This window comes from Methylibium sp. T29-B (assembly GCF_000576225.1).
GTDB classification, from domain to species: domain Bacteria; phylum Pseudomonadota; class Gammaproteobacteria; order Burkholderiales; family Burkholderiaceae_C; genus Methylibium; species Methylibium petroleiphilum.
The window spans coordinates 1-1,955 of the sequence record NZ_AZSN01000315.1; the positions used below are offsets into that span (position 1 = coordinate 1).

Consider the following 1,955-nt stretch of genomic DNA (forward strand, 5'->3'; position numbering starts at 1 on the left):
GGTCGAGGTGAAGAACGCCGAACCGGTGGCTGCCACCGTCGACCTGGCGCTGCGCGACGTCGCGCTCCGGCTCGCGGCCGATGCCGAGCCGCTGGCCTTCGAGCGCATCGACGGCCGCCTCAGCGGGCGCCCTCCGCTGGGTGACGCGGGCGGCGCGCGCAGCGGTGAACTGCAGGCGCGCCAGTTCGGTTTCGTTACCGCCGATGGCCTGCACTGGCCGGCGGCCGACGCCACGCTGCGCTGGCGACTCGACGAAGCCGGTGCACTGGCCGGCGGAGAGCTGCGCGCGCAGCGGCTCGACCTCGCGCTGCTGGCCCAGACCCTCGGCAGGTTGCCGGTCGGCTGGATCGGCGCCGACATGCACACGCGGGTGGCGAGCTTGGCGCCGACCGGCATCGCCAGCGAGGTCGAGGCGCGCTGGGACGGACCGCTGGTCGCGCCACTGCGCTACCGGTTGCAGGCCAGCCTGCGCGGACTGGGGCTGGCCGCGGCTGCCGCGGCGGCACCCGCCGAGGGCGCCTCGGCCCCGGCCTGGAGGCCGGGCGCCCGGGCCTGCAGGGGGCCGACATCGAGTTGACGGCCAGCGAGAGCGGCGGCGAGGCGACGCTCTCGCTGAGCGACGGTGCGCTGGAGTTCCCGGGCGTGTTCGAACAGCCGCGCATCGCGCTGAAGCGCCTGGGCAGCCGCCTGAACTGGCGCATCGATGCCGGCGCCGGCGGCGCGCCGCCGCGCGTCGAGCTGCGGGCCCGCGAGGTCCGGTTCGCCAACGACGATGCCCAGGGCGAATTCGAGGCCACCTGGCACACCGGAGGAGAGGCAGGGCGCTTGCCGGGCGTGCTCGAGCTCAATGGGCGCCTGAGCGATGCGCTGGCCCCGAGCGTGGCGCGCTACCTGCCGCTGGGCTTGCCGGCGAGCGTGCGGCAGTACGTCGAGCGCGCGGTGCAGGCCGGCCGGGCGAGCGCAGTGAACTTCAAGGTGAGCGGCGATCTGCGGCGGTTTCCGTTCGGCGCGCCGGCTCCTACCGGCGCCCGGCCCGCGGAGCGGGCGGGCGAGTTCCGCATCGCGGCCCGGCTCGAAGGGGTGCGGCTGGCCTACATGCCGGGCGACCCGGGCTGGCCCGGCGAACCGGGAACGGCCGTCGCCGCGGGGCTGCATCCGCCGTGGCCGGCGCTGACCGACATCAAGGGCGAGCTGGTGTTCGACCGCCAGTCGATGGAACTGCGCGACCTGCGTGGCCGCCTGGGCACCGTGGGCAGCGGCAGCTTCGAGCTGGCGCGGGTTCACGGGGGTATCCGCAACCTGGCCGACAACGCCACGCTGGTGATCGAAGGCAACGGCAGCGGCCCGCTGGCCGACGCGCTGCGCTACGTCAATGCAACGCCGGTCGGCGGCTGGATCGGTGGCGCGCTGGCCAAGGCGAGCACCGGTCCCGTGCAGACGCCGATCGAGCTGCAGCTGGCACTCGACATCCCGCTGCTGCACAGCGAGCGCAGCAGCGTGCGCGGCTCGCTGCGGCTGAACGGCAACGACCTGCGGCTGCGGCCCGACCTGCCGCTGCTGGCCAATGCGAAGGCGCGTGTCGCCTTCGGCGACACCAGCTTTTCGCTGACCGGCGGCAGCGCCCGCGTGCTGGGCGGCGACGCGAGTTTCGATGGAGCCCGGCAGGCCGACGGCAGCCTGCGCTTCAATGTGCAGGGCACGGCCAGCGCCGACGGCCTGCGACGCACGAGCGAACTCGGCCCGCTGGCGGCGCAGGCGGGCGCCGTGCTCGGCGGCCAGACCGGCTACAGGCTCGCGCTGGGGATCGTGCAGGGCCAGGCCGAGTGGCAGCTGAGCAGCAACCTGCTCGGCCTGTCGGTCGACCTGCCGGCGCCGCTGCGCAAGAGCGCCGACCAGCGCTGCCGCTGCGCGTGCAGGCCAGCCTGGTGCCGGAGTCGATTGCGGCCGGCGGCGGG

At 75.1% G+C, this 1,955-nt stretch carries 1 protein-coding gene and 1 pseudogene; both read left to right on the plus strand.

Going from position 1 to position 1,955, the window contains the following annotated elements:
- Positions 1–577: pseudogene (locus tag Y694_RS25120) on the plus strand (hypothetical protein); the annotation flags it as partial.
- The coding region (locus Y694_RS21515; RefSeq protein ID WP_036236538.1) for a YhdP family protein at positions 574–1,955 on the plus strand (1,382 nt) is incomplete at its 3' end. The pseudogene Y694_RS25120 and the gene Y694_RS21515, both read left to right, overlap by 4 nt.